23 protein-coding genes, 1 tRNA gene and 1 other annotated feature are annotated in these 25950 nt (G+C 28.6%); of the genes, 6 read left to right on the plus strand and 18 right to left on the minus strand.

What is annotated here, in order from left to right; genetic code table 11:
- Positions 1–15: 15 nt before the first annotated feature.
- The gene (gene spoIIAA / locus ACUSRV_RS08225) at positions 16–351 is read right to left on the minus strand and encodes an anti-sigma F factor antagonist (RefSeq protein ID WP_490141460.1); all 336 of its coding nucleotides are present in this window, start codon (positions 349–351) and stop codon (positions 16–18) included.
- A 94-nt stretch (positions 352–445) separates the two neighbouring features.
- Positions 446–2410 carry a molybdopterin-dependent oxidoreductase gene (locus ACUSRV_RS08230; RefSeq protein WP_490141461.1) on the minus strand — a complete coding sequence of 655 codons (1965 nt, stop codon included), beginning with the start codon at positions 2408–2410 and terminating at the stop codon, positions 446–448.
- Positions 2411–2511: 101 nt separating this feature from the next.
- On the opposite strand from ACUSRV_RS08230, the gene ACUSRV_RS08235 reads away from it, so the two are divergent.
- Positions 2512–3744 (plus strand): LL-diaminopimelate aminotransferase, encoded by a 1233-nt coding sequence (locus ACUSRV_RS08235; RefSeq protein ID WP_490141462.1) that lies wholly within the window; start codon positions 2512–2514, stop codon positions 3742–3744.
- Between the two features lie 51 nt (positions 3745–3795).
- On the opposite strand, the gene ACUSRV_RS08240 is transcribed toward ACUSRV_RS08235, so the two are convergent.
- Positions 3796–5388 (minus strand): DEAD/DEAH box helicase, encoded by a 1593-nt coding sequence (locus tag ACUSRV_RS08240; protein ID WP_490141463.1) that lies wholly within the window; start codon positions 5386–5388, stop codon positions 3796–3798.
- A 634-nt stretch (positions 5389–6022) separates the two neighbouring features.
- On the opposite strand from ACUSRV_RS08240, the gene pflB reads away from it, so the two are divergent.
- Positions 6023–8248 (plus strand): formate C-acetyltransferase, encoded by a 2226-nt coding sequence (pflB, locus tag ACUSRV_RS08245; protein ID WP_490141598.1) that lies wholly within the window; start codon positions 6023–6025, stop codon positions 8246–8248.
- Between the two features lie 209 nt (positions 8249–8457).
- Positions 8458–9201, plus strand: a complete 744-nt coding sequence (gene pflA / locus ACUSRV_RS08250) for a pyruvate formate-lyase-activating protein (RefSeq protein ID WP_490141464.1) — start codon at positions 8458–8460, stop codon at positions 9199–9201.
- Between the two features lie 10 nt (positions 9202–9211).
- Here pflA and thiI read toward each other — a convergent pair whose 3' ends face one another.
- The 4 genes from thiI to ACUSRV_RS08270 all read right to left on the minus strand — a co-directional run bounded on the left by thiI (position 9212) and on the right by ACUSRV_RS08270 (position 13897).
- Positions 9212–10384: a tRNA uracil 4-sulfurtransferase ThiI gene (gene thiI, locus ACUSRV_RS08255; protein ID WP_490141465.1), complete on the minus strand. Its 1173-nt coding sequence runs from the start codon at positions 10382–10384 to the stop codon at positions 9212–9214.
- An 18-nt stretch (positions 10385–10402) separates the two neighbouring features.
- A complete protein-coding gene (locus tag ACUSRV_RS08260) occupies positions 10403–11554 on the minus strand; it encodes a cysteine desulfurase family protein (RefSeq protein ID WP_490141466.1) in 1152 nt (383 codons plus the stop codon).
- Between the two features lie 194 nt (positions 11555–11748).
- Entirely contained in the window at positions 11749–12351 is a 603-nt protein-coding gene (locus tag ACUSRV_RS08265) for a lactate utilization protein (protein ID WP_490141467.1), read from the minus strand.
- Between the two features lie 436 nt (positions 12352–12787).
- A complete protein-coding gene (locus tag ACUSRV_RS08270) occupies positions 12788–13897 on the minus strand; it encodes an ABC transporter ATP-binding protein (RefSeq protein ID WP_490141468.1) in 1110 nt (369 codons plus the stop codon).
- 369 nt (positions 13898–14266) lie between these two features.
- On the opposite strand from ACUSRV_RS08270, the gene ACUSRV_RS08275 reads away from it, so the two are divergent.
- Complete coding sequence (locus tag ACUSRV_RS08275; protein ID WP_490141469.1) at positions 14267–15262, plus strand: asparaginase; 996 nt, start codon at positions 14267–14269, stop codon at positions 15260–15262.
- 105 nt (positions 15263–15367) lie between these two features.
- Here the strand turns inward: ACUSRV_RS08275 and ACUSRV_RS08280 are convergent, their stop codons facing one another.
- The 4 genes from ACUSRV_RS08280 to ACUSRV_RS08295 all read right to left on the minus strand — a co-directional run bounded on the left by ACUSRV_RS08280 (position 15368) and on the right by ACUSRV_RS08295 (position 20247).
- Positions 15368–16090: an amino acid ABC transporter ATP-binding protein gene (locus ACUSRV_RS08280; RefSeq protein WP_490141470.1), complete on the minus strand. Its 723-nt coding sequence runs from the start codon at positions 16088–16090 to the stop codon at positions 15368–15370.
- Between the two features lie 11 nt (positions 16091–16101).
- Positions 16102–16776 carry an amino acid ABC transporter permease gene (locus ACUSRV_RS08285; protein ID WP_490141471.1) on the minus strand — a complete coding sequence of 225 codons (675 nt, stop codon included), beginning with the start codon at positions 16774–16776 and terminating at the stop codon, positions 16102–16104.
- 19 nt (positions 16777–16795) lie between these two features.
- Positions 16796–17599, minus strand: a complete 804-nt coding sequence (locus tag ACUSRV_RS08290) for a transporter substrate-binding domain-containing protein (RefSeq protein WP_490141472.1) — start codon at positions 17597–17599, stop codon at positions 16796–16798.
- Between the two features lie 267 nt (positions 17600–17866).
- Positions 17867–18080: a binding site (T-box leader), on the minus strand.
- A gap of 76 nt (positions 18081–18156) precedes the next feature.
- On the minus strand, positions 18157–20247 hold the full coding sequence (locus ACUSRV_RS08295; protein ID WP_490141473.1) for an ATP-dependent helicase: 2091 nt from the start codon (positions 20245–20247) through the stop codon (positions 18157–18159).
- Between the two features lie 73 nt (positions 20248–20320).
- On the opposite strand from ACUSRV_RS08295, the gene ACUSRV_RS08300 reads away from it, so the two are divergent.
- On the plus strand, positions 20321–21232 hold the full coding sequence (locus tag ACUSRV_RS08300) for a ribonuclease H-like domain-containing protein (RefSeq protein WP_490141474.1): 912 nt from the start codon (positions 20321–20323) through the stop codon (positions 21230–21232).
- Between the two features lie 33 nt (positions 21233–21265).
- Here ACUSRV_RS08300 and ACUSRV_RS08305 read toward each other — a convergent pair.
- A tRNA-Ser gene (locus tag ACUSRV_RS08305) sits at positions 21266–21356 on the minus strand.
- A 139-nt stretch (positions 21357–21495) separates the two neighbouring features.
- Between ACUSRV_RS08305 and ACUSRV_RS08310 the strand changes: the two genes are divergently transcribed.
- Positions 21496–22173, plus strand: a complete 678-nt coding sequence (locus ACUSRV_RS08310) for a DUF3786 domain-containing protein (protein WP_490141475.1) — start codon at positions 21496–21498, stop codon at positions 22171–22173.
- A 31-nt stretch (positions 22174–22204) separates the two neighbouring features.
- Here the strand turns inward: ACUSRV_RS08310 and ACUSRV_RS08315 are convergent, their stop codons facing one another.
- From ACUSRV_RS08315 to lipS1, 6 genes are all read right to left on the minus strand, one after another.
- Complete coding sequence (locus tag ACUSRV_RS08315) at positions 22205–22495, minus strand: DUF8180 domain-containing protein (RefSeq protein ID WP_490141476.1); 291 nt, start codon at positions 22493–22495, stop codon at positions 22205–22207.
- Positions 22496–22509: 14 nt separating this feature from the next.
- Positions 22510–22926: a DUF3842 family protein gene (locus ACUSRV_RS08320; RefSeq protein ID WP_490141477.1), complete on the minus strand. Its 417-nt coding sequence runs from the start codon at positions 22924–22926 to the stop codon at positions 22510–22512.
- Positions 22927–22946: 20 nt separating this feature from the next.
- The gene (locus ACUSRV_RS08325) at positions 22947–23138 is read right to left on the minus strand and encodes a CooT family nickel-binding protein (protein WP_490141478.1); all 192 of its coding nucleotides are present in this window, start codon (positions 23136–23138) and stop codon (positions 22947–22949) included.
- A gap of 173 nt (positions 23139–23311) precedes the next feature.
- Positions 23312–24127 carry a lipoate--protein ligase family protein gene (locus ACUSRV_RS08330; protein ID WP_490141479.1) on the minus strand — a complete coding sequence of 272 codons (816 nt, stop codon included), beginning with the start codon at positions 24125–24127 and terminating at the stop codon, positions 23312–23314.
- Positions 24106–25086: a LipS2 family lipoyl synthase gene (gene lipS2, locus ACUSRV_RS08335; RefSeq protein WP_490141480.1), complete on the minus strand. Its 981-nt coding sequence runs from the start codon at positions 25084–25086 to the stop codon at positions 24106–24108. The genes ACUSRV_RS08330 and lipS2 overlap by 22 nt, the downstream gene beginning before the upstream one ends.
- Complete coding sequence (gene lipS1 / locus ACUSRV_RS08340; RefSeq protein ID WP_490141481.1) at positions 25083–25949, minus strand: LipS1 family lipoyl synthase; 867 nt, start codon at positions 25947–25949, stop codon at positions 25083–25085. The genes lipS2 and lipS1 overlap by 4 nt, the downstream gene beginning before the upstream one ends.
- Between the last annotated feature and the right edge of the window lies 1 nt (position 25950).

A 25950-nucleotide genomic window follows, 5' to 3' on the forward strand; every position in this document is an offset into this window, starting at 1 on the left:
ATCTTTATTCCCCCTTTAAAAAGAACTAACTGCATCTTCATAAGTGTTGTAAACCCCAATTATTTTATTCATTCCTGATAAATCAAATATTTTCTTAACTTGTGTACTTACATTTATAACTCCTACTTTACCTCCATCTTTCGCTATCTTTTTATATCTACCGATAACTACCCCAATTCCAGAAGAATCCATAAATTTCATATTTTTAAAATCGAATATTATATTTTTTATATTGTGTTCTGTTATTATAGCATCTAATTCTTCTCTAACTTCTACTGATATGTGATGGTCTAACTCTGCATACAAAAACTCTACTCGCAAATTTCTATTATCTATGAAACAATTCATCATTTGTATCCCCCCCTAAAGCAAATTTAATAAAATATAAAAGTAATATTTAATAGGATTCTATAAATTCTACATAGTTTCCTTCAAAGAAATTTAACTATTTTTGTTTTATTATGTCTACAAAACTTTCATTATATGTAACCTGACCTCCCATATCAGAACTTCCATTATAAGTTACAAAGTTTGGATTTCCATGTTTGTGCCACCACCCTGTATACATATGAATTATATTATTAGGAATATCATCATTTATATACAACTCTACTTCTACCTCTCCAAATTGCGATTTAATAGTTACTTTTTCACCATCTTTAATATTGTATGTACTTGCCATATCTTTATTAATAGACCCCTTTGAATTTCCATCTACATCTAAGAAATGTTGACTAAAAAGAGAATTTCTTGGATGTGTAGTTATAAGTCTTATCTTGTTATCTTCTTTACTACTGATATATATTGGTATAGGACTTTGATTATCTTTCTTTGCTTTATTTGAATATATTTCGTACTTTTTAGATGGTGTTTTAAATGTTAAGTTTTCCCAAGCTATATCATTATGTATAGTTATGTAGTCTTCTTTTATCTTTTCTAGTGTTATAGAAGAATTTATGTTTTTTAACGGTTCAATCACCTTCTTTAAATATTCTTCTTTAGAAACATATGGATATTCTTTTATATCCATTTCTTTAGCTAATTCCATAAAAAGGTGATATTCATCCATAAGGTTATATCTAGGTTCTACAGCTTTTTCATTATATATTATATACGGGCTACCCATAGAACTGTATATTATATCTTCTGTTTCCAATGTATTTGTACAAGGTATAAATAAATCACATTGCTTTGCAGTATCTGTCATAAACATATCTATACATACTTTAAATTCAACATTCTTAAAGGCATCTATTGCTTCATTTAAGTTTGGCCATTGATTAAGTGGATTTGCCTTTGATACCATAATTAATTTAACAGGTATTTCTTTTTTCTTATTTATAAAGTTTGCAAAGTTGTGTACGTTAAAATATCTGTTATTTTCATATTGTGAACTATTATATGGATCTAAATTTAATACATCTGGATAAACTCTATTTGCATAGTTCACCCCTCCTCCAACTTTCCCTACTTCTCCTGTTATAGCGCACAATGCATCTATAGCCCTTATTGTGTTTCCCCCATTTTTATATTTTTGGAATCCATATCCTAAATATATTGTGTTGTATTTATCCTTTGAGTATATATATGCCATATCTTTTATTGTATCTATATCAACTCCACATTCATTTGATAAATACATAATATCTAAAGTATCTAAGTATGATTTATATTCATCAAATCCTAAGACGTACCTATCTACGAATTCCTTGTCATATAAGTTTTCTTCTATTATTATCTTGGTCATAGCCATAGCTAGTGCTCCATCTGTGGATGGATTTAACCTTATATACCTATCTGCGAATTTAGCACTATCAGTGTATATTGGATCTATAACTATAACATTTGCTCCACTTGATCTTGCCTTTTTTATCATCTGCATAGTATGCAAACATGTATTAGAAGGATTTCTTCCCCATACAAATATATTCTTAGAATTTATCATATCTTCTAATGAATGGCTTCTTATATCTCCAAAGTCATATCTTTGAGCCTGTATTCCTGCTCCCCAGCAAGTACTACCTTTTGATCTAGTGATACCACCATAAAAATTAAAAAATATATCTTGTATTCCCTTAAGTATTGACCCACTTCCTGACTCGTAGTAATGAAGTATAGATTGAGAACCATATTTTTCTTTATAATAAGTAAGCTTATTTGCCAATAATTTAATAGCATATTCAAAACTTATTTCTTCCCATTTACCATCTACTTTAAGGAGAGGTTTATATATTCTATCTTTATGATTTAACCTTTCTAAATGTTTTTTGCCTTTTATACATATAAATCCTTTTGTATATGGATGATTTTTATCTCCTTCTATTTTAATAATATTTTCATTATCTACATGAACATTAAATTTACAACAGTCCCAACAATCTAGTGTACATCCATGACTTATTACCTTCATTCAAATCACTCCTTTAAAAAGATTGTACCAAAAATCACTTTATTTAATATTATAATCATATACTCATATTTTAGCATAATTAATTTTACTGGAGGTATACTATGAGTTTTATAGACAACAAAGTTTCTGATCGAATGGGTGGGCAAGATTTTTTTAATAATACAAAAGCATATAAGTTTGAAAAAATAAAAAGGGCTAAGGAATTGGCAATTCTCAATAATCCAAATATACCATTAATAGATATGGGTATAGGAGAACCAGATAAAGCGGCTGACAAGAAAATGATAGATATACTATATGAAGAAGCAGGCAAACCTGAAAATAGATGGTACTCAGATAACGGCATATTAGAGTTTCAAGAAGCTGCTTGCCGATATCTAAAGTCAATATATGGACTAGACAATTTAGATCCACAAAAGAATATTGTACATGGCATAGGATCTAAACCAGCTCTTGCTATGATACCTATAGGATTTATAAATCCTGGTGATATAAGTTTAATGACAGTTCCTGGATATCCTGTTATGGGAACTTACACTAAGTTTATGGGTGGTGACGTTTATAACCTACCATTAATTCCACAAAATAACTATTATCCAGATCTAGATAATATACCTAAAGATATATTAAATAAAGCTAAACTCCTTTATATAAATTATCCTAATAATCCTACAGGACAAGTAGCAACAAAGGAATTTTATGAAAAGGTTGTAGATTTTGCATATAAAAACGGTATATTCGTAGTATCTGATTTGGCTTATGGCTCCCTAACCTACGATGGTTATAAACCTCTTAGTTTTCTATCTGTAGATGGAGCTATTGATGTAGGTATTGAACTACATTCTCTATCTAAATCATTTAATATGACAGGATGGAGGCTTGCATTTGTAGTTGGAAATGAAAAGGCTATTAAGTTATACAGTACTATAAAAGGTCATACTGATTCAGGACAATTTAGGGCTATACAAAAGTCTGGTATATATGCACTAGATACCCATGAATTATTTAATCAAAATTGCAGAAGGTATTCTAGAAGATTTGACTTGTTAGTTAAAATATTAAATGAAATTGGATTTGATGCATATAAGCCTAAGGGAGGATTTTATTGTTATGTTTCTATTCCTAAAGGAACTAAAGATGGGATTATATTTAAAAACGCAGAAGAAGCTTGTGAATATATACTAATAAATAGCTCGATATCTACTGTTCCTTGGGATGATGCAGGTAGCTTTTTAAGATTTTCTGTAACCTATGAAGCCAATGACTATGAAGAAGAAATAAAAATAATGAATAATTTAAAAGATAGACTTTTAAAATTAAACTTAGTATTTTAAAAAACAGCGACTTTACTGAAATTTAAAAAAGGTGCCATAGGCACCTTTTTATTATTTTCTTCTAGCACTTGCTGGTTCTATATTTATTTTATTTCCTTTAATCTTTATTTGCTTCATTTTATCAAGTACCTTTTTGGCATGTTGCTTAGGTACTTCTACAAATGTATACTTGTCATGTATATCTATAGTTCCTATTAATTTACCTGGCATTCCCGTTTCACCAGCTATAGATCCTACTATATCTTTTGGTTGTATTTTTTGACTTTTACCTATATTAATAAATAGTCTAGTCATTCCTGCTTCTGAACCATTATCAAATGTTTCTTCTTCTACTATTTCTTCTTTTGCATTATTATTACCTAAAGACATTTTAAGAAGTGCAGCAGTTATATCTAATAGATCAAATTCTTCTTCTTCATAGAAAGCTTCTATCCATTGTCTTTCTTTTGATATATGACCTTCTTCAATTGTTTCTTTTACCTTTTCAAAGAAAGAAGTTATTTTCTTTTCTTCAACATCTGCAACTGACGGTATATCATGTTTTTCAAGTTTAGATTTAGTATATCTTTCTATATCTTTTAACTTTCTCATTTCTTTTCCGAATATAAATGTGAATGATACACCTTCTCTACCTGCACGTCCTGTTCTACCTATTCTGTGTACATAGTATTCTTCATCTTGAGGTAAGTCATAGTTAAATACACATTCAACGTCATCTACATCTATTCCTCTAGCAGCAACATCTGTAGCAACTAATATATCTATTGTACTATTTCTGAACTTATCCATAACCATATCTCTTTGTGCTTGTTTTAAGTCTCCATGTAGTGCATCTGCAAAATATCCCCTAGCTTGTAAATCTCCTACTAGTTCATCAGCACCTCTTTTTGTGTTACAGAAAACCACAGATAACTTAGGATCATAAACGTCTATTAATCTACATAGAACTTCTAATTTGTTAGCTCTTTTAGTTTCTACATAGTATTGTTTTATATTAGGAACTGTAAGTTCTCTACGTACAACTTTTATATGTTCAGGATTTTTTTGATATAATTTAGTAAGTTCTAATATTTCTTTTGCCATAGTAGCTGAGAAGAATGTAGTTTGTCTACTCTCTGGAGTAGTTTCTAGTATCATTTCTATATCTTCTCTAAATCCCATATCAAGCATTTCATCAGCTTCATCTAATACAACTGTTTTTATATTATTCATCTTCAATGTTTTACGTTTAATATGGTCTATAACACGTCCTGGTGTTCCTATTACTATTTGTACTCCGCCCTTTAATGATCTTATCTGTCTATCTATAGGTTGTCCTCCATATATTGGAAGGATTTTTATCCCTTTCATATATGTGGCTAAATTACCTATTTCTTTTGATACCTGTATAGCTAGTTCTCTTGTCGGACAAAGGACTAAAGCCTGTAGGCTTTTATCTGATTGGTCCACCATCTCAAGTATAGGAATACCGAAAGCCGCTGTTTTTCCCGTTCCAGTTTGCGCTTGTCCTATTATATCTTTCCCTTGTAATATTTTAGGTATAGCTTGAGCTTGTATAGGAGAAGGTTCCTCAAATCCCATATCCGCTATTGATCTTTTTACTTCTTCACTTAAAGGTAATTCATCAAATCTAATTTTTTCCATATTTTAAATCCTCTCCGTTTCTATTTTATCTTAACTTAACAATTATATATTTAATTTTTATATTATGCAATTAATATTTTCTACCTTATTCCTTCTTTTTATACGTAGAAAAAGCCCTATTAAAGGACTTTTTTATTTAGTCATATACAATATATATAACATAGTTATCTATAATAGGTATAATTATAATTAAAATAATCAATATCATAACACGAAAATCTATAATTAAATTTAGATATACCGTAAACATTTTATAACTGTTTGTGGCATCTCTCTATAATAACCTATTTTAAATATATTGTCTATAGTAAATAATATAAGTAGATATATAAATGTAAATTTAGCTTCATTTATATATATCTATATTTATATTTGTCTATTCCCTTGAAGAATATATATAAAATCTATGTTTTATATATATTCTTCAAGGGTAAAATTAAAATATGTTATTAAAAAATAATTTAAAAATCTAAGATTCAGATAATTAAAATAATAAGTAAAATTTAATCTTTATTTATTGTTTTAAGGATTGTATACAAAATACTCTTTCTATGTTATTATTATTATGATAATACATACACAATACCTAATTGGGTATTATATTATATATATTTTAAGGAGGAAACCTATCATGATAAAAGCTTGGGACGGTTTTAAGACTGGGAAATGGGAAAATGAAGTAGACGTTAGAGACTTTATACAATTAAACTATACTCCATATGAAGGTGACGATTCTTTCTTAGTTAGTGCTACAGAAGGAACAAAAAAGTTATGGGATGAAGTTTCTCAATTAATGAAAAAAGAAATAGAAAATGGCGGAACATTAGACGTTGATACTAAGACAATATCTGGTATAGATGCTTATAATCCTGGCTATATAGATAAGGAATTAGAGCAAATAGTTGGTGTTCAAACTGATGCTCCACTTAAAAGAGCTGTTATACCATATGGTGGTATAAGAATGGTTGAATCTGCTTGTGAATCTTACGGATATGAATTAGATCCGACGATAAGCGAAATATTCTCTAAATATAGAAAAACTCATAATCAAGGTGTATTTGATGCTTATACTGATGAAATGAGAGCTGCTAGAAGTGCTGGTATAATAACTGGTTTACCAGATGCTTATGGTAGAGGTAGAATAATAGGTGACTACAGAAGAGTCGCTTTATATGGTGTTGATAAATTAATAGAAGATAAAATAGCTCAAAAGAAATCTTTAGAAGTTGCAATGACTGAAGATGTAATGAGATTAAGAGAAGAAATATCTGAGCAAATAAGATCATTACAAGCTTTAAAAACAATGGGATTAAGCTATGGATATGATATATCTAAACCAGCGGAAAATGCTAAAGAAGCTGTTCAATGGACATACTTTGGTTACTTAGCTGCTGTTAAAGAACAAAATGGTGCTGCGATGTCTATAGGTAGAGTTGCAACATTCCTAGATGTATATATGGAAAGAGATATAAAAAATGGAGTTATAACTGAAGATGAAGCTCAAGAAATAATGGATCACTTCGTTATGAAATTAAGAATGGTTAGATTCTTAAGAACTGCTGACTACAATGACTTATTCTCTGGAGATCCAACTTGGGTAACTGAATCTATAGGTGGTATGGGCGAAGATGGTAGAACTCTAGTTACTAAAAACTCATTTAGAGTATTAAATACTTTATATACATTAGGGCCTGCTCCAGAACCAAACTTAACTGTACTTTGGTCAAATAATTTACCAACAGGTTTTAAGAAGTTCTGTTCTAAAGTATCTATAGACACAAGTTCTATACAATACGAAAATGACGACTTAATGAGACCATACTGGGGAGACGATTATGGTATAGCTTGTTGTGTTTCTGCGATGAAGATAGGTAAGCAAATGCAATTCTTCGGCGCAAGAGTTAACTTAGCTAAAACTTTATTATACGCTATAAATGGTGGTATAGATGAGAAGAAAGGTAAGCAAGTAGCACCAAACTTTGGAGCTATAACTTCTGAATACTTAAATTATGATGAAGTTATGGAGAAATTCGAATTATATACTGATTGGTTAGCTTCTCTTTATGTAAACACATTGAATGTAATACACTACATGCATGATAAGTACTGCTACGAAGCAATAGAAATGGCATTACATGATAGAGATGTATTTAGAACTATGGCTTGTGGTATCGCCGGTTTATCAGTAACTGCTGACTCATTATCATCTATAAAACATGGTAAAGTTAAAGTTATAAGAAATGACCAAGGTTTAGCTGTTGATTATGTAATCGAAGGAGATTATCCAAAGTTCGGTAACAACGACGAAAGAGTTGATGAAATAGCTACTAGCTTAGTTGAAAGTTTTATGAATAAAATAAGAAATAATAAAACATACAGAGATTCATATCATACTCAATCTGTATTAACTATAACTTCTAATGTAGTATATGGTAAGAAAACTGGTAGCACTCCAGATGGTAGAAAAGCTGGTGAACCATTTGCTCCAGGTGCTAACCCAATGCATGGAAGAGATACTAATGGATGTTTAGCTTCATTATCATCAGTTGCTAAATTACCATATGAACATGCTCAAGATGGTATATCTTACACATTCTCAGTAGTACCTGGTGCTATTGGCAAAACTATGGAAGAAAGAATAAACAACTTAACAGCTCTAATGGATGGTTACTTTGCTCAAAATGGACATCATATAAATGTTAACGTATTTGACAAAGAAACATTATTAGATGCTATGGATCATCCAGAAAACTACCCTCAATTAACTATACGTGTATCTGGATATGCTGTTAACTTCATAAAATTAACAAGAGAACAACAATTAGATGTTATAAACAGAACATTCCACGAAAGAATATAGTAATTTAAAACAAACAATCATCAAAGTATTTAAGTGTGTAAACTCTACTACAGTTTACACACTTTTTTTTAATTATTTTTAATCTATGGACTTTGTATACAATATGTTTTATAATTAATATATAGAAATAAGTACATTGTATACAATTAAAATATAAGATAAAATTTTAATATAAATTGATTATAAAGTCATTAAAGGGGTGTATTTATATGAGTATAAAAGGAAGAGTTCATTCTATAGAAACCTTTGGTACAGTTGATGGACCAGGTATAAGATATATATTATTTATGCAAGGTTGCCCTTTAAGATGCAAGTACTGCCATAATAGAGATACATGGGATACTAAGGGTGGAAAAGAATATACTGTAAATGAAATAATAAATGATGTCAAAAAATATTCTACTTATATGAAGTTTTCTGGTGGTGGACTAACAGTATCTGGAGGAGAAGCTACTTTACAACCTGAATTTTTAAAGGAATTACTTGTACAAGCAAAGGCTAATGACATACACACTGCACTTGATACATCTGGCTTTGTAGATATCGATGTTGTAGATCCTATACTTGATTATACAGATTTAGTTTTACTTGATATAAAACATATGGATAGAGAAAAGGCTAAAGAATTGACAGGTGTAACTAACGATAAAACAATTGCTCTAGCAAAACATTTATATAATAGAAATATACCTGTTTGGATTAGATATGTGTTAATACCTGGCATAACAGATTCTCAAGATGACTTAGAAGCTTTAGGAGAATTTGTATCAAGCTTAAGTAACATAGAAAAGGTAGAAGTTCTTCCATATCATATTTTAGGAGTTCACAAGTGGGAATGCATGGGCCTTGAATACCCTTTGAAAGGTATTCCGGAAGCTACTAAGGAAGATATTGAAAAGGCTAATGAAATTTTATCAAAATATAAAATTGAAATAAAAAGCAGAGCTTCATAAGCTCTGCTTTTTAATATTCTATTTCCTCTACTTCCATATTATCTATTGCTTCTTTTATAAGTTCCTCTATATTTAATTTTGACTGTGATTCAACTATTTTTTCTAATCTAGGCTTAGTTACAGGTTTTTTAGGAGAGAAAACAGTACAACAATCTTCTTCTGCTATTATAGATGTCTCGTAAGTATCTATTTTTTTTGCCATATGAACTATTTCTGATTTATCCATAGCTATAAGAGGTCTAAATACAGGTATTGATACCGCTGCATCAGTACAAGTTAATCCTTGTATTGTTTGTGAAGCAACTTGTCCTATACTTTCACCTGTTATAAGAGCATTTGCATATCTTTTTTCTGCTATAACCTGAGCTATTTGCATCATAAATCTTCTAGATATTATAGTCATTTCTTCTTCTCTACAGTTTTTTGTTATTTCTTTTTGTATATTAAGTAGGTTTACTTTGTGAAGTCTTATTTTCCCACAGTATTTGGATAATATTTTAGCTAAATCTCTTACCTTTTCTTGAGATTGTTCATTAGTAAATGGATAACTATGAAAATGTACAGCTTCTACTTCTACTCCTCTTTTAGCGACCATCCACGTTGCAACAGGGCTATCTATTCCTCCTGATAAAAGAGCAATAGCTTTTCCATTAGTTCCAAGAGGTAACCCTCCATACCCTGCTATACCATCTGTATATGCAATAGCACAATCTTGTCTCAATTCTGTAATTACTCTTATTTCAGGTTTATGAACGTCTACGTTTATTTTATCTCCTAAATTCGATAGTAAATATCCACCTATATCTAAGTTCATCTCTTGAGAAGTTAATCTAAAACTTTTATCTCCTCTTCTACTTTCTACCTTAAACGTTTTTGCTCCATTATCTACTTTTTCTTTTAATAATTTAAGTGCAGCCTCTTTTAATTCTTCATAATCCTTTTCAGTTTTTATAACAGGGCTTACAGATACTATTCCAAATACCTTTCTAACCTCTTCTATTACTTCTTCATGATCATAATCCTCTAGGTTTATATATATTCTACCGTATTCCTTGTATACATCAAACTTTCCTAGTGGTTTTAATATGTTTCTTATATTTCTTATAAGCTTGTTTTCAAATATATACCTATTCTTACCTTTTATTCCTATTTCTCCGTATTTAGCTATAATTGCATTATACAAATTCATCACCTCATATTTTTATCTTTTTCTTATTATATCTCTTAAATCTTTTACTGATTCTTTTACTATTTTTACAGTATTTATTATATCTTCTTCACTATTCATATTAGATAAACTAAATCTTATTGCACCTTCTATTTCTTCAGATTTTAATCCCATAGCTAAAAGTACATGACTTCCTTTTTTCTTAGATGAACAAGCAGACCCAGTTGATACATATATGTTATGTTGTTCTAAATAATGTAGCAATATTTCTCCTTTTATTCCAATAAAAGATACATTTAAAACATGACATACTCCATCTTCCGGAGAGTTTATTTTTACATTATCTATATTATTTTGTAGTTCTTCTCTTAATATACTTTTAAGTCTGCTTATATTGGCTATGCTTTCTTTTAAGTTTGACATAGTTATTTTTACAGCTTCTCCAAGTCCATATATTCCAGGTACATTTTCAGTTCCAGACCTTATAGAGCTTTCTTGCCCTCCACCGGTTATAATAGGTTTTAATCTGTTATTTTCTTTTATATACATAAATCCTATTCCTTTTGGCCCATGTATCTTGTGTCCACTTACACTCATAAAATCTATGTTGTATTTATTAGGTCTGAATTCTATTTTACCAAATGACTGAACTGCATCTACATGAAAATACACCTTCTTTTCTAATGTAGACAAATAATTTCCTATTTTGTCTACAGGTTGTATGCTCCCGGACTCATTGTTTACATGCATTATACTTACTAATACAGTATCATCTCTTAAAGAATTTTTAAATTCATCAAAATCTATTATTCCTTTTTCATTTACTTTAAGATATGTAACTTCGAAACCTTCGCTTTCTAAATCTCTAAATGTATGAAGAACTGATGGATGCTCTATTTCTGTAGTTATAAGATGTTTTCCTCTTTTTTTATTTATATTTGCCACACCTCTTATTATTGCATTATTAGATTCTGTGCCTCCAGATGTGAAAAATACTTCCTTATCTTTAACTCCAATGGATCTTGCTATATCTTGTCTTATTTGTTTTATATTTTTTTCAACTATAATTCCTTTTTTATGCATAGATGATGGATTTCCATATTCTATAATTAAAGCTTCCATCATTTTATTTACAACTTCATCATAAGGTTTTGTAGTAGCACTATTATCTAAATATATCTCCATATATTAACACCAACTTTCTCTTTAGTTATTTAATATAAATTATTAATTTTATTTTTTGCATTTTTCATTTATATATTTCAAAAAGTCCCTATATTATTTTAAAACTTATATAAAGTAGTAAAATAACATGGGACCTTTTTTGTCACTATTATAATATATATTATTTATCTATTTTTGTAAATGAATGTAACCTATTAATATCCTATATTTTCATTTAATATGTAAACTTTAAAATCTATAAATGGAGGTTTTTGCTCTATAATAGTAGTTATAGTGCACATTCTATCAGGACTCTTGCAATCGCTGCAGTTTTCAGTTATTGCACAAGGAGTTTTTCTTTCTAATCTTCTTGCATTTTGAGGGCATGCCACTGTTTTTATTCTGCTCATAGCATCATCGTAATCTTTAGCTATTTTATTTAATCCACATATTATTCTAACCTTCTTAGGGCCAAAGAACATAGCCGCTACTCTATTTCCATTGCCATCTATATTTAATATTCTTCCATCTTCTATTAAAGCATTGCAACTAGTTAAATATACATCTGAGAATATGGCCTTTTTAAAAATATCCATTCTTTTTTCTGGCTCAACTTTCCAATGCCATAATACATCATTGCCTCTTTTACATAAGTTATCATATATACCTAAAGACTCTACTGTACTAGACCCCCCTATGGCTACTATTTCCTCAGTAGATATTTCTTTTAATAGTTCTTCAACTAGTTCTTCTCTACTTTCAAAATATTTACTTTCTATCTTTCTATCTGATAAATTTCTTATAATATCTTGAATCATTTAATTCACTCTCCTGTATTTTATATATTCTTAGCTAAATTATATATCATATTTTAGTAAATTTTAATATTTTTTAAAAAAACTATTGCAAAGTTTGTCGTATTTTGTTATTATTAATACATGGTTATCCCCCTGATAACCTTAATAAAATCTCTATTCCCAATACCCCTTTTGAATGGATAGATTTATCCATGGATGTACCTACTTCGCATCGGAAGCGAAGTAGGTTATTTTTTTATGTAATAATAATTAGTTTTATAATAGTATGTTTTATTTTATTTTACATATATTTAACAAAACTTTATTTTAAAAAATTATTGCAAAGTTTGTCGTATTTTGTTATTATTAATACATGGTTATCCCCCTGATAACCCTAATAAAAATCTCTATTCCCAATACCCCTTTTGAACGGAGATATATACATCCATGGATAAACTTACTTGGTTTCGGAGCCAAGTAAGTTTTTTTCTGTTTTTTTATCAAATATATGAATTTTATGTTTATCCATAAAAATTTTTAATTCATCATCAACATTAATATTATATCTTCCATCAAATTTAGCTGTTATTGAAATACCATTAGCATTTAAATATGCATATATTTCCGCCCCTGTAAGTTCACTTATTTTGACAGTTGCTCTAAAGGCTATATTCTCGTTATTTTCTACATGAATATCTTCCGGCCTTATTCCAAGCATTACTTCTTTACCTATATATCCTTTTTCTCTTAATATATCTGATTTTTCCTTACTTAAAACTACTTTAACTTCATCAAACTTTACATATACTTCTCCATCATATTCTATTAATTTTGAATCAATAAAGTTCATTTGAGGATCACCTATAAAACTTGCGACAAATATATTATCCGGGTTATTGTATAGTTCTTTAGGGGTACCTATTTGTTGGATTACTCCATCTCTCATTATTACGATTCTATCAGCCATAGTCATAGCTTCTACTTGATCATGTGTTACATATACAAATGTTGTTTCAAGTTTTTTATGTAATTTACTTATTTCCATTCTCATTTGAGTCCTTAGTTTAGTATCTAAATTTGATAAAGGCTCGTCCATTAAAAACACCTTAGGATTTCTAACTATAGCTCTTCCAAGTGCAACTCTTTGACTTTGACCTCCAGACAATTCTTTTGGTTTCCTATCTAATATATTTTCGATTTCTAATAATTTAGCCACTTCTTTAACTTTTCTATATATCTCATCTTTAGGGATTTTTTTTAAGTTTAATGAAAATGCCATATTTTCATATACGCTTAAATGAGGATATAAGGCATAATCTTGAAAAACCATAGCTATATCTCTATCCTTTGGTTTCACTTCATTCACTAGCTTATCTCCTATATATAATTCTCCTGAACTTATTTCTTCAAGACCTGCTATCATCCTAAGCGTAGTTGATTTCCCACATCCTGATGGTCCAACTAATACAATAAATTCTTTATCTTTTATATATAAGTTCAAATTTTTCACAGCATTATATCCATTTGAATATGTTTTACAAATATCTTTTAACTTTAATCCTGACATTTCGCTTTTCTCCTTTTGTAACTTTTGCAATTAGTATATATGATTTAACCGATTTTTTTATAAGCTTTAATCATAGAATATATAAGTAAGTATACAACACTCATCCTTGGGAAATTGTTTTCAAATTTATTTTATAAACTTATTGATATTTTTACCTTATTATTATATCATTAAGTTTATAATGTCTTTAATAACGATAGCATTTTATTAAGTTTCAATTATTTTCTAAAGATTCACCAAATTAACAGAGTAATTGTATTTTTTTGTTGAATTTTGTTATATAATGTAATAGAATATCAAGTTATAAATCACATATATAGAAATTAATATAAATAGTATATCATAAATGTAATTTAGGAGGTTTTAAAAATGAATAATAAAAAGAAAGTTGCTATAGTTTTCACTGGAGGTACTATATCAATGACTGTAGATGAGAAAATAGGTGCTGCAATACCATCTCTTTCTGGCGAACAAATAATGTCAATGGTTACTAATATAGATAAATTAGCAAATATAGAAGTTATAAATTTTGCTGAAATTCCTGGACCTCATATGACTCCAGAAAAAATGATGGAACTTAAACATGTGGTTAAAGGTTTATTAGATAGAGAAGACCTATGTGGAGTAATAGTTACTCACGGGACAGATAGCTTAGAAGAAACTGCATACTTCTTAGACCTAACTGTAAATACAGATAAAGTTTTAGTTATAACTGGAGCTATGAAAAGTAGCGATGAACTCGGTTATGATGGAGCTAGCAACTTAGCTGCAGCTGTTTGTACAGCTATATCTGATAAGGCAAAAGGTAAAGGTGGTTTATTAGTTATGAATAACGAAGTAAACCTAGCATCAGAAGCTACAAAAACAAATACTATGACTTTAGATACTTTTAAGTCATTGTCTTATGGACCTTTAGGTATAATTGATGGCAATGAACTTATACTTTCTAGAAATATAGTTTATAGACAAAATATAGAAACAGATAAAGTTGAATCTAATGTAGATTTAATAAAAGCTTGTGCTGGAATGGATGATAGACTTATAAAATTATCTGTTGATTCTGGTTCTAAAGGTCTAGTTATAGAAGCTATGGGTAGAGGAAATATACCTCCTAAAATGTATGAAGGTGTAAAATACGCTAGAGAAAAAGGAATCCCCGTTGTTATAGTTTCTAGATGTCATACAGGTAGAGTATTTGATAGCTATGGATATCTAGGTTCTGGTAGAGATTTAAGAAATATAGGTTGTATATTTGGCGGAGACCTTCCTGGCCAAAAAGCTAGGATAAAACTTATGTTATCTTTAGGAAAAACTAACGATTTAAAAGAAATAAAAGATTATTTTGAAGAAGGTATATACTACTAAAAATTCCCTACGGTCATGTCGCCAACGGCCTTGAAGAGCAGGCCCGTTGCTCAAAATTCGCTTTGCTCAAATACAAAAGCCTACTGAAATTCAGTAGGCCTTTTTTTATATAACTTTAGCTAAGAACTCTTGTGTTCTTATATGTTGTGGATTATAAAATAAATCCTTTGGCGATGCCTCTTCTACTATATATCCGTTATCCATAAATATAGCTCTAGTTGCAACTTCTCTTGCAAATCCTATTTCATGAGTAACAACAGCCATCGTCATACCTTCATTAGCTAATTCTTTCATAACATCTAGAACTTCTTTAACCATTTCAGGATCTAGAGCTGAAGTAGGTTCATCAAACAACATAACTTCAGGTTCCATAGCCAAAGCTCTTGCTATTGCTATTCTTTGTTTTTGTCCCCCTGATAATTCATTTGGATATGAATTTCTCTTATCTAACAATCCAACTCTATCTAATAGAGATTCTGCCTTCTTTATTGCTTCGTCCTTTGAAATACCTTTTACTTTTATAGGAGATAGTATTATATTATCTAGTACAGTCATATGAGGAAATAAATTAAAACCTTGAAAAACCATTCCTATTTTTTGTCTTGTTGTATTTATATTATTATTTTTATCAGTAATATTTTTATCTTTAAAGATTACTTCTCCACCACTAGGTTCTTCAAGTAAATTAATACATCTAAGTAATGTACTTTTTCCTGAACCACTAGGCCCTAGTATAGCTACTATTTCACCTTTATTTATATTTAAATCTATATCTTTTAATACTTCTAGATTTGCAAATTTCTTTTTTAAATTATTTATTTTTATCATATTAATACCTCCTATATAGTGCTACTTGCTAATTTCTTTTCAAACATAGCTACAAGCTTTGATAAGCTAAATGTAAGAACAAAGTATATAATAGAAGCTATTATAAGAGGTTCAAATGCTAAGTAAGTGTTCCCTCTTACAGTATCTGCATTGTACATAAGGTCATGTATACCTATTATTGAAACTATAGATGATTCCTTAACCAAAACAACAAATTCATTTACTAACGCAGGTAATACATTTTTTAAAGCTTGAGGTATTATTACATATCTCATAGCCATATTGTAATCCATTCCTAGAGATCTACTTGCTTCCATCTGACCTTTTTCTATAGATTGGATACCCGATCTTAATATTTCAGCTATATATGCACTAGAATTTAGAGATAATGCTAAAGTTCCTGCTATAAAATCAGACGATATAGGCCCTAAACTTGGGAATGTAATCCCAAGTGTAGGTAACCCATAGTATATAAGATATAATTGAACCAAAACAGGAGTACCTCTTAAAAACTCTATATATGATGATGATATTATTTTTAAAAACTTATTTTTTGATATTTTCATAAGGCATATGAATATCCCTAATATAAATCCTAGTATTACTGCTATTAGTGATATCATTATAGTTATTAGTGCGCCATTTATAAAAAACTTATAATACTCACTTAAGAAAGAAAAATCCATGTTGTCACCTCCATTAGGCTTATTGAGATAATTTTGTAGCCTCATCAACAAACTTCTCTATTTTACCTTCTTTCATTAACTTATCTAATGTTTTATTTACTTCATTTAAAAACTCTTTATCTTCAGACTTTTTAAAAGCCATTGCAGAACCTTCATCTCCACCGTTTAACTCAATATTAGATAATGTTAAATCTTCATAATTTTTAAGACGTGCATCAGCTGTATTACTGCTTAATATAACTGCATCTATATTTCCATTGTTAAGTTCTAAAATTAGGTCTTGAATTTTACTTAAAGATTTTATATTAGTTGCTTTTATTTCATCTTTAGCAAATTGTTCTTGTATACTAGATTTTTGAGCACCTATTTTTACATCTTTAAGATCTTCAATAGTTTTAAGTTTATCTAAGTTATTTTTGTTTATAATTACTACATTTTGACCAGTATAGTATATTTGTGAAAAATCAGCATTTTTTTGTCTTTCTTCAGTTGGAGTCATACCAGCTGCAATCATATCTATATTACCTGATGTAAGTGCTCCTAATAATCCATCAAATTTCATATCTTTTATTTCTAATTTTACTCCTAAATCATTAGCTATTTCTTGTGCTATAGCCATATCAAAGCCAACTATAGTATCTTTTCCATTTATTTCTTTGTGGAATTCATATGGCGGATAATCAGCAGATGTTCCAACTACCAATACACCTTTATCCTTTATTTCTTGTAACTTACTTACATCACTTTTAGAACTACATCCTACTAATGCCATTGCTAAAACTAATACAAATGTATATATTACTAAATTTTTTATCTTCTTCATGATAATACCTCCCAAAATATAATGATTTTTAAATGATAATAACCAAATAATGCTATATTGTTTTTTATTTTTTTTTATAATTAATTTTTATTTTTCATTAGCCTTTTTGTTTTCTACACCTCATTAATATCGCCTCCTTAAAATATACAATAAAAAAAGTCCCTTAGTCATATGACTAAGAGACGAATTAATATCCGTGGTACCACTCTTATTGATAAATACACTCATCAAGTTTAGTAACAATAAAAAAGTCTCTTGGTCCGAAGACCAAGAGACGAATTAACATCCGCGTTACCACTCTTGTTGATAAGTTATACTTATCCACTCTTATCTCTTAAGGCGAGACAATCCTATTACCCTACTATTAGTTCAGGTAATATCCTCAGAAGCTCTTTTCACCATAAATTTCATTACTAGGCTCACACCACCCCTAGTTCGCTGCAAAATCCATTTAAGTTACTCTCTTCGTCGTAGGATTTACAATATTTAATTTAATTTGATTATACAGACATATTTGGATATTGTCAACATAGTTTTTTGAAAATTATACTTGTAATTTATTTACTTATTTTCTTTATTATACCATTCTTTAAACAAGTTATATAATCAAGTAATTTTATACCGTCTTTAAATTCAACAGATATTTTCCCATCGTCTTTGTCTAGTATAAATCCTTCTTCAAACTTTTTATGGTATATTTCATCTCCAGTATTTATATCTATATTACTTATAGTTTCTTCTTGACTTACTTTCATTTTATTCGTAGTTTTCTTTTTTATTCCTTTTATTTCATCTATAAATCTAGATTTAAATACAGTTTTATTATATTTTTGTTTCGGTATACTTATATACAGACTATTCATAGCTCTTGTTATACCTACATACAACAATCTTCTTTCTTCTTCTATAGCCTCAAGTCTTTGTTTATCATCCTCTATATCGTATGATTTTTCATGAGGAATTGTTCCTTCTGTTGCTCCCACTATATAAACATTTTTAAATTCTAGCCCCTTTGCGCTATGCATAGTAGTAAAAACTACTCCATCTTTTATAACTTCTTTTTTCCCATATGACATCTCTTCTTTTACTTTTTGTATATGGTCTAGATAATCATTTATACTCTTAAAGTGTACAGCAGAACTTTCTATTTCATTTAATATTTCAAATAGCCCATTTGCCTTTAACTTTCTATTAGCGCAATATTCTACTATATACCTGTCATATTCTAAACTAGTTCTTATATACGATATTGCATTTTTAGGAGATAATCCACTTATATATCCTAAATCCATTTCTAAATCCTCTATAGTTTGAATTTGTTTATAGTGAAGATCACATTTTTCTTTTAAAGTATTTATAAAATTCGATTCTTCACTAGACATCTTTATGCTATCTTTTGATATATATCTAAATGGTCTATTTATAATTCTTACCCATTCATTTTTTAAATTATTATCTAGAGATAGTCTTAAATAAGATAGTACATCTTGACATACCCAATGATCATATATAGTCACTATAGTATCCCTTACTACAAATGGAATACTCATATCCATAAACACATCTATAAGCGCGCGAGATTGAATATTAGTTCTATATATAACTGCAAAATCAGAATACTGCAAATTATCTTCATTTATTTTGTGAGCTATATCTTTTCCTATTTTTGATGCTTCATCTTCAGAGTCTTCAGGATACATGTAATTGACATCGCTACTTATATCTTCTCTATTGTGTTTTATGATTTTATCATATCTATTACTGTTATTTTTTATAAGTTTATTTGCTGAAGATATTATATTTTTCGTTGATCTATAATTTACATCTAATACTATCTTAACTACATCTGGAAAGTACTCTTCAAATTGTAATAAAAAATCGGGTCTTGCCCCTCTAAATCCATATATACTTTGATCTTCATCTCCTACAACAAATATATTATTATTTGGGGATGTAATAAGTTTTAATATTTCAAATTGAACTTTATTTATATCCTGAAACTCATCGACTAATATATATTTATAACTATTTCTAACTATATTTAGAGCACTAACATTGTTATTTAACAAATGATATGTGTGTATTAGCATATCGTCAAAGTCTATTTTATTCATTTGTTCTTTATACTCTTCATACATTCTATATACATTATTAAATTCTTCACTTGACAATGTATTTGAATCAAAATCCACCACTTCCATAAGTTCATTTTTTAAATATGATATATCGTTTATAATGCCTGAAATGGTATCTTCTTCTTCACCATTTTCTATTTTTAATGTTTTTAATATATTCTTTATTATAATTTTCTTGTCTTTTTCATTTAGTATATAATCCAAGTTATATTTTTTGAAGTGTCTTAATATCCTAAAAAATACAGAATGAAAGGTTCCAAATGTAACCTTATTTACTCCATAATCAGAACTTAGTTTCAATGCTCTTTCTTTCATTTCATTGGCAGATGCCTTAGTAAACGTTATTGCTAATATATTTCCTGGTTTTATATTATTATTCTGTATCATATTAACTATTTTATATGTTATTACTCTTGTTTTTCCTGAACCTGGGCCTGCTAATACCATACAAGGTCCATTTATATGATTTATAGCTTTTTTTTGATTTTTGTTTAAATTTTCTATATTTAACATGACTTATCACCTTAAATTATTCTTTATTTGTAATATAATGTACTTAGGCAAATAAATGTACAGGAGTGAACTTATGCAAATTATAACAAATGTTATAGATGAACTGATAGATATTCCAAATAACCACTGTGTTTTTGATATAGAAACAACGGGCCTTAGCCCTAAGTATAGTAAAGTTATACTTATAGGTGTTCTATATATAAAAAATAATCAAACTATTGTACAACAGTTTTTCGCAGACAATTCTAAAGAGGAAAAAGAAATATTATTTTACTTCAAGGAAGTATTCAAAAATTTCGAATATCATATAACCTTTAATGGTATGCGCTTTGATATTCCATATTTAAACGAAAGATTTAAATCTAATGATATAAATTATACCATAGATAAGACCAAAGATATAGATATCCTAAATGTAGTTAGACCTTATCAAAAAAAATTATCACTTATAGATTGTAAACTAAAAACCGTTGAAAAATACTTAGGGATAGAAAGAAAAGATACAATATCAGGTAAAGATAGCGTTGAATTATATAAGAATTATGAAATAACCCAAAATGAAGAATTAAAAAAGAAAATACTTCTTCATAATTATGAAGATATATATTATCTTGGGAAAATATTTAAAATAAAAGAAGTAATAGAACAAAAGCTAGATTTCATAGAGATAGATATATACAATAGTATGTATAAAGTAATTATGAATAATTATAAGTTCAAAAAAAACTTTTTAACTATAGAGTATATATCTAATGCAGACTTCCCTATTGATATAGAAATTTATAAAGAAAACTATTCAATAAATGGACATAAGAATAAATTAAATATAACTTTAAATTTAAAAAGCGGAGTTGATAATAATAAAAATAATATAATTTACTACGAATTAAGTACTTTAATACCATTAATGGTAAATTTAGAACCTTTAGAAAACAACATACACTCATTATCAAAATATATTCTAATAAAAGAATTTAAAATATAAAAAAGTCGTTGAAAAATCAACGACCTTTTAAAATGGCGGAGAAGGAGGGATTTGAACCCTCGCGCCCCTTGCGAGACCTACTCCCTTAGCAGGGGAGCCTCTTCAGCCACTTGAGTACTTCTCCATATATTATCTTTTATTACATGGATAATAATATCATATATATTTACATATGTCAATATTTTGAATTATATTTTATATAAGGAATTATAGCTTAAATATAGAATATAAATACATATAAGTTTGTTCAAGGAGGAAAATAAATGATTGATGTAAAAGCGGTAAATGAGAAAAGGAATGTAAAAATACCCTATGAGCATTGTAAGGCAATGTTGCCTAATATACCTTGTGATATAATAAAGGCTACCACAAATTGCTATTATGATGAAGATAATAACTACTTTCACGTAAATATGATTAATAGATTATATAAAGTTCATTATCCTTCGGGAGAAATATTTAAAGAAAATTTAGATGAATTTTCTAACTATGAAATCAAAACTATAATAATTAGGTATCTATTAAACGCCAAAGGAGTTCCACCTTCTAATAAATATATAACCTTTAAGGAAATTCCTGGAGGGCCTGTGTATTATCCAAACTTTTTAAATAGAACTATTGGGGACTTTGTTAATACTTTTGGGTATAACTTGAATAACTTCTCAAAAGTATGTGAACTTTTAGGAGGAGAAAAGTTGAATCTTGGGGATATCTCTTATAAAATTCAATTTATGAACAATATCTATATGGTCTTTACTTTGTGGGCTGGGGATAACGATATTTCTCCATCTGGAAATATTCTATTTGATGCTAACACTCAATTTTATTTTGATGCTGAAGATTTATCTGTAATAGGAGATATAGCTGTAGGATTTTTAAAGAAGCTATTAAATAATAATTTTAATCCTGAAGATGGACAATTTCATTTTAGAGTATTTTAAAGGGTATGGTTTACACCATACCCTTTATATATTACATATTCTTTTTAGCTTCCATTAACATTTCATTGGCTTTTTTCATATATTCTATAGCTTTTTCTATATAGTTTGCTGTTTCTTCTTTATCTATAGCTCTAGCTTTATCTACCCATTCTCTAAATCCTTCTTCATGTGATTCATTATGATTTACCCAATGAACTAATAATATGTTTAAAGTTTTTTCATCCTTATTCTCACTTGACTCTCCATGAGAATGATGATGGTCATGATTGTGGTCATGGTCATGTCCATGATGATATCTTATCGCTTCTTTTGAAAACATCATTTTGTTCCCCCTTATTATTTTATATTAAATTCTTTTTTTATAAGTTTTATAGCATCCTTTATTAATAAAACTACAGGCTTATTTTCAATCCCTACTATTTCAATGTTTTCAGGCATTATAGGCAAAAATATTTTAAAAGCCTCACTATCTGATACTGCTTCACTCATTTTACATGTTACCTCGCCCATCATGGAATTTGGTATTATTATAGATATAGGCGAAACTATAATGTTTGCTTTTTTAGAAGATACAACTATAGCATTTTCTCCTGTTGCACCTTTATTAGCATGTGCCTTCATCATAGCACTTGTAGCTATAGAGTTCGTTCCAAGTGCATATATATCTATGTATGATGGTAGCTCTTCTCTTAAATAAGATACTATTTGAGAACCCAATCCTCCACCCATACCATCTATAACTGCTATAACCATAAGTTATCCCTCTATTATTTTTATTTTTTTTCTTCTATTATTATTTTATGATCCATAAGTCTTATTTCTTTTATTTCTCCATCTATTATTTTTTGCTCTCCTAGTAAATCCGTTAAATATACCTTACCATCTTCAGGTAACATATTAATAACATTTTCCATAACTTTTTCTAAACCTTCTTCTGTTATTATGTAAGCAGATGATTCGCACATACAAAAACCCCCTAATATTATTTTATATATATTTTAACATATATTGAAAAAACAAAAAAGATTCCCTTAAGGATATTTCAATATCCTCAAAGAAATCTTCATGACTTCATTTTAATATATATTATCTTATTTATTTTGAGTATATCATTATCGTTAATATATAGTCAATATATTTATCTTTTTTTATTATATTCATCGCTACTATATTTTTTATACAATTCATTGGCTAAATTAATTTCGTAATCAGTTAAATCATCTTCTATAAACTCTACACCAAAATGTTCTTGTAAGCCATTTATTAAGTTTTCTTGTAGTTCATTTATATCTACTTTTTTTCCTATTTCATTTTCAATTCCACTGGCTTTTCTAGATGTAAAGTTTATAAGTCTTTGTTTCGTTTTATTATCTTCAGTTTTTATTATAGAAAATAGCTTTTGCACATCAAAATCAAGTATTATAGATCCATGTTGCAGTATTATACCTTTTCGTCTATTTTGAGCACTTCCAACTACTTTTTTATTATTTATAGTTATTTCATAAAAAGAATGAGCATTAAAACATGCAGAAGATAGATTTTCTCTACCTATCTTTTCTCCTCTACTTAGTTCATCTATTGTTATCCCACTTAGTTTTAACCCTTTTGCTAATCCTTCACTTATAAACTTATATGATAAAGTTACGCTAGGGCTCATTAAAAAATTTTCCTCACTTACTACTATGCTATAAGTTAATTCATTATCGTGTAAAACAGCTCTTCCACCTGTAAGTCTCCTTACACAATCTATACCTAATTTCCTACACATATTTATATCTATCTCATCTTCTAATTTTTGGAAGCACCCTATGCTCATACATGCCGGTTCCCATGTATAAAATCTAAGCGTAGGCAAAGTTTTACCTTCTTTATATGAGATCATAATCGCTTCATCAATAGCCATATTCATAAATCCATTATGGGTTTTATTTTTTATAACCCTCCATTGTTGCAAGGTTGTCCCCCCTTTATTGGCATATTCAATTCCTTCAGGGCCCTATCTATTTCAATTTCGTTCAACACTTTTGAATAATTATATATAGTTTTCCCTGGTCGTTCATTATAATAAGGTCTATTACAATCTTTGCATCCCCTTATTTCAAAAGGTATCCCGCTCATAATTTCTTTATATATATATTCACTTACTTCATTTATATCTACTAAATATCCATCTTTAAAGGTAAGTAAATTTTTTGAGTGTCCCTTATTAATTAAATAAGTCATAAGCTGTACTCTTCTATAACTTTCTATACTTGGCTGTTTTAAATCTTGTAATTTAGTTCCTTTAACAGGTGTAAATGCAAATAGACTCACAGTTACATTATTATCTATTAGATTTTTATATAAATTGCATATATCTTCATGACTTTCCCCTAATCCTACTATTATATGAGTGCTTATTTTACCTGGAAATTCCTTTGATAAATCTGTAATAAAACCTACTTTTTCTTCGAAATTACTTCCTTTTACACTTTCATAAATTTCCTTATTAGCACCATCTATGGCTATCCCTATTTTTTGTACTCCTAAATCTAAGAATCTTTGTACATCATTTTCATTTTCTACCTTTGCAGATACAGATATTGGAAAGTTCACCTTATCCTTTATATATATAATAAAATCTTCAGCACATTTTAAGGCTTTATTATTTGATACAGTTTGAAGACATATTCTCTTTATATTATTTTTATTGTAACTAATTAAAGCTTCTACAATTTCTTCTTTACTGTATTCTGGCCACAACACCCTAGATAATGTATCTTTTCTTGAACTACTACTTATTGATTGAGAACAAAATGAACAATTATTATTGCACTCATTCCCTATCATTATATATGCAGTTTTAGGCGCTATATCACTTCTTCCGTTTGATAATCCTAATTCTATTGCAGTTCCAATAGATAATCTTATCATAATACACAACACTCCTTAGTATCTATTATGGTCATATTCATATCTATTGCCTTACTTACTGCATTTTTTGTTGGTAAAACTATTTTATTTATGCCACACATAATAGCTAATTCATCTAATTCATTTCTATAATTACCACGAGGTCTCATGCAACCTAAATTTATAGGTATATCAGGAAAACTAATTCTAGCTTCACATAATAAATCTATTACTCTATCTAGTTTAGGTGGTTTTACATCTTGATATTCTGTATTTTTAGTTGGTATTAAAACTATAAAAGTTAGTTGCTCTGGTTTGTTTTCTTTTAGATATTCTAGTATTTCATATTCGCCTTTTATCTCTCCACCTTTTAATCCTATACATATATGAGGTATTACTTTTGTGTACTTTCTAAGAGTTTCATATGCACTTATATAATCATGCCTATTTTTATCTATTTTATATACTTCTTTTATAGTTTCTTCATCTAATATTAAATCAAAGGATACAACATCTAAATACTTGCTCAATTGGGATAAATTTTCTTCATTCATAAGTCCTAGATGTGCATTCAATTTGTACCCTTTAGCTTTTAAATCTATTATTTTTTCTATGTGGCTATTTATAGGCACATCTCCCTCAAAACTACAACCTCCACTTAATAATAAACTCGTTATATCTCTTGTCTTTACTTTTTCTTCATAGAATTCTATTGGAGTCATATTCTTAAGATAATGCCCATTGCAATGTGCACATTTTAAACTACATTTATTTCCTGTAGTTGTAATTGCTAGTGTTTGATTAGGATATGAAAACTTTATGGAGTTTCCAAAATTATTATTTTTTGTTTCTAAAGCTTTCTGCATTTTTTCATTTAATAACATA

This window comes from Sporacetigenium sp. TC11, assembly GCF_058146105.1.

Coding starts and splice junctions, on each gene's coding strand:
- ACUSRV_RS08310 (WP_490141475.1), top strand. CDS start 21,496: ATGATTGATGTAAAAGCGGTAAATGAGAAAAGGAATGTAAAAATACCC.
- ACUSRV_RS08300 (WP_490141474.1), top strand. CDS start 20,321: ATGCAAATTATAACAAATGTTATAGATGAACTGATAGATATTCCAAAT.
- ACUSRV_RS08275 (WP_490141469.1), top strand. CDS start 14,267: ATGAATAATAAAAAGAAAGTTGCTATAGTTTTCACTGGAGGTACTATA.
- ACUSRV_RS08290 (WP_490141472.1), bottom strand. CDS start 17,599: ATGAAGAAGATAAAAAATTTAGTAATATATACATTTGTATTAGTTTTA.
- ACUSRV_RS08295 (WP_490141473.1), bottom strand. CDS start 20,247: ATGTTAAATATAGAAAATTTAAACAAAAATCAAAAAAAAGCTATAAAT.
- ACUSRV_RS08240 (WP_490141463.1), bottom strand. CDS start 5,388: ATGGAAAAAATTAGATTTGATGAATTACCTTTAAGTGAAGAAGTAAAA.
- pflA (WP_490141464.1), top strand. CDS start 8,458: ATGAGTATAAAAGGAAGAGTTCATTCTATAGAAACCTTTGGTACAGTT.
- lipS2 (WP_490141480.1), bottom strand. CDS start 25,086: ATGATAAGATTATCTATTGGAACTGCAATAGAATTAGGATTATCAAAC.
- ACUSRV_RS08280 (WP_490141470.1), bottom strand. CDS start 16,090: ATGATAAAAATAAATAATTTAAAAAAGAAATTTGCAAATCTAGAAGTA.
- ACUSRV_RS08260 (WP_490141466.1), bottom strand. CDS start 11,554: ATGGAGATATATTTAGATAATAGTGCTACTACAAAACCTTATGATGAA.
- ACUSRV_RS08325 (WP_490141478.1), bottom strand. CDS start 23,138: ATGTGCGAATCATCTGCTTACATAATAACAGAAGAAGGTTTAGAAAAA.
- ACUSRV_RS08315 (WP_490141476.1), bottom strand. CDS start 22,495: ATGATGTTTTCAAAAGAAGCGATAAGATATCATCATGGACATGACCAT.
- ACUSRV_RS08230 (WP_490141461.1), bottom strand. CDS start 2,410: ATGAAGGTAATAAGTCATGGATGTACACTAGATTGTTGGGACTGTTGT.
- lipS1 (WP_490141481.1), bottom strand. CDS start 25,949: ATGTTATTAAATGAAAAAATGCAGAAAGCTTTAGAAACAAAAAATAAT.
- ACUSRV_RS08265 (WP_490141467.1), bottom strand. CDS start 12,351: ATGATTCAAGATATTATAAGAAATTTATCAGATAGAAAGATAGAAAGT.
- ACUSRV_RS08285 (WP_490141471.1), bottom strand. CDS start 16,776: ATGGATTTTTCTTTCTTAAGTGAGTATTATAAGTTTTTTATAAATGGC.
- spoIIAA (WP_490141460.1), bottom strand. CDS start 351: ATGATGAATTGTTTCATAGATAATAGAAATTTGCGAGTAGAGTTTTTG.
- ACUSRV_RS08270 (WP_490141468.1), bottom strand. CDS start 13,897: ATGTCAGGATTAAAGTTAAAAGATATTTGTAAAACATATTCAAATGGA.
- ACUSRV_RS08320 (WP_490141477.1), bottom strand. CDS start 22,926: ATGGTTATAGCAGTTATAGATGGTATGGGTGGAGGATTGGGTTCTCAA.
- ACUSRV_RS08235 (WP_490141462.1), top strand. CDS start 2,512: ATGAGTTTTATAGACAACAAAGTTTCTGATCGAATGGGTGGGCAAGAT.